Genomic DNA, 2,278 nt, shown 5'->3' with positions numbered 1-2,278 from the left:
GCCGAAGAAGCCGCCGCGCTTCGTCTCCGCCTCGGTGATCCCGTCGGAGTAGAGCACGAGCGTCGCGCCGGGGACGAAGTCCTCGAAGTCCCGCTCGTACCCCGCGTCCGGCTCGACGCCGAGGACGATCCCGCCGCGGCTCAGGCGCTTGATCTTGCCCTCGCGCCAGAAGAGGGCGGGCGGATGCCCCGCGTTGCAGTAGAGCATCGTGCCCGACGAGTCGAGCTCGGCGTAGAAGAGCGAGGTGAAGCGGCTGGTCAGCGCCGCGCGGGCCACGACGCGGTTGACCTTCTCGATCGCGCGGACCGCGCGGTACTGCACGTCGAGGGCCACCCGCAGCCCGGTGACGACGTCGCGCGCCATCAGCGCCGCGGGAAGGCCGTGGCCGCAGGAGTCGACGACGGAGATGCCGATCGTGTCGGGGGAGAGCGGCAGGAAGTCGTAGGCGTCGCCGCCGACCGCCTCGGCCGGCACGGTGCGGGCGGCGAACTGGAAGTCGTGGAACGTCGGCGGCTTGGCCGGAAGCAGGCTCGTCTGGATCCGCCGCGCCTCGGCGACGTCGTGCAGCAGCGCGCCGGCGATCATCTTGAGGTTCACGACGTGGCGGATCGTGCCGAGGATGTAGACCGCCTGCCGCGGATCGACGTCGTCGGCCATCGTGAAGGCGATCATGTGCTCGGCCCGCTCGCCGATCCCCAGCGCGGCGAAGCGGCGCACGCCGACCCGCCGCTCGATGTGCGGGTCGAACTCCGGGTCCCCCTCCTCGCTGAAGACGAGCCCTTCCTCGCGCAGCCGCCGCACCGGCGGATAGGAGGCCGGCACCTCGAAGCCGGCGGCGACGCGCGGCGAGCCGAGCGACGACTCGAGCACGTAGGCCGCCTTGGCGTCGTCGCGGCGGTAGAGCCGCCCGCCGGTGATGCCGAGCGAGGAGCCGGCGCCGCGGACGAGCGCCTCGAGGATGACCGAGAGCGACTCCTTGGTCTCGGCGCTCTCCTCGATGCTCTGCAGCGCGCGCTGCAGCGTGTGGTACGTTTTGCGGTAGTCGATCATCGGCGCCCCTCGCGAGAGGCTGAGGATAATGGATTTGCCCGGACGGACCGGCGGCGGCGAAGGAGAAATCGGCGGCGGCGCGCGCGAGGCGGCCGCCTTCGAACTGCTGCGCGCGGCCGTGGCCGGGCTCGCGGCGGGGGAGATCGACGTCTCCGACGCGACGCGCTCGATGGCGCCGCTGCTCGTCGGCGGCGAGCGGCTGCGCTGGCGGCGGCGGACGCCCCGCTTCGGCGACGTGGCGGTCTTCTTCCGCGGGCGCGCGCTCGTCGCCCACCGCGTCGTCGGCCGGAGCGGCGCGGCGCTGCGCACCAAGGGGGACGCGCTCGCGGCGCTCGACGGCTGGACGGTCCCTCCGGAGGACGTCGTCGGCGTGGCCGAGGCGGTCGTCTTCCCGCGCGGCGCGCGCTCGCTGGCCGGAGCGCCGGCGCGGCTCTACGCGCTCGCCGCGGCGGCGTGGTCGCGGGGCGGCGGCGCGCTGTTCGGCGCCGCGGCGCGGCTCGACGCGCTGCTCGGCGCCGGCGCTTCGGGCTGGCGGGCGCGGCGCGCGGCGTTCTGGCTGCAGCGCGCCGGCGCGCTCGCGCTCCACGGCTTGCTCTTCCGCGCCGCGCACCGCACGATCGACGCGCCGCGGCGCGCGCCCTGAACGGGCCGGCCGCGAGGAGGCACGCATGAACGCCAAGCGCACCTACTACTCGATCGACGTCGAGGCCTCGGGGCCGGTCCCCGGCCTCTTCAATCTTGTCTCGCTCGGCGCCGTGCCGGTCTTCCCGCGCGGCGAGGGGACGTTCGAGGTCGGGGAGTCGTTCTACGTCGAACTGCGCCCCGCCTTCGCCGGCAGCGACCCGGGCGCGAACAAGGTCCACGGCCTCGACCTGGAGCGGCTGGGCCGCGAGGGCCTGGAGCCGGCCGAGGCGCTGCGGCGGCTCGTGGCCTTCGTCGAGGCGACGAAGCTCCCGGGGAGCAAGGCGGTCTTCGTCGGCCACAACGCGCCGTTCGACTGGATGTACGTGAACTGGTACTTCGCCTGGACCGGCGTCGCGAACCCGTTCGGCTACAACGCGATCGACACGAAGTCGCTGGCGATGGGCGTGCTGCGCGTGCCGTGGGACGAGACGAACAAGGAGCGGATCGTCCCCGCGCTCGGCCTCGCCCTGCAGGACGAGGCGACGCTGCACCGCGCCGACGCCGACGCGCGCCATCAGGCCGACCTGCTCGTCGCGCTGCTGAA

General features: G+C 74.1%; 3 protein-coding genes. 2 read left to right on the top strand and 1 reads right to left on the bottom strand.

Annotated features, from left to right (window positions below; translation table 11 throughout):
* Nucleotides 1–1,050 (bottom strand): SpoIIE family protein phosphatase (locus tag LLG88_00185; protein MCE5245331.1); only part of this gene is annotated, 1,050 nt, incomplete at its 3' end.
* 28 nt (nt 1,051–1,078) lie between these two features.
* On the opposite strand from LLG88_00185, the gene LLG88_00180 reads away from it, so the two are divergent.
* Together LLG88_00180 and LLG88_00175 are read left to right on the top strand one after the other, a co-directional pair.
* The gene (locus LLG88_00180) at nt 1,079–1,693 is read left to right on the top strand and encodes a hypothetical protein (protein MCE5245330.1); all 615 of its coding nucleotides are present in this window, start codon (nt 1,079–1,081) and stop codon (nt 1,691–1,693) included.
* A gap of 25 nt (nt 1,694–1,718) precedes the next feature.
* The coding region (locus LLG88_00175; GenBank protein MCE5245329.1) for a 3'-5' exonuclease at nt 1,719–2,278 on the top strand (560 nt) is incomplete at its 3' end.

The organism is bacterium (assembly GCA_021372775.1).
Classification (GTDB): Bacteria; Acidobacteriota; Polarisedimenticolia; order J045; family J045; genus JAJFTU01.
The sequence above is the reverse complement of the archived record's forward strand: the minus strand, read 5'-3'. Positions and strand labels throughout refer to the sequence as shown.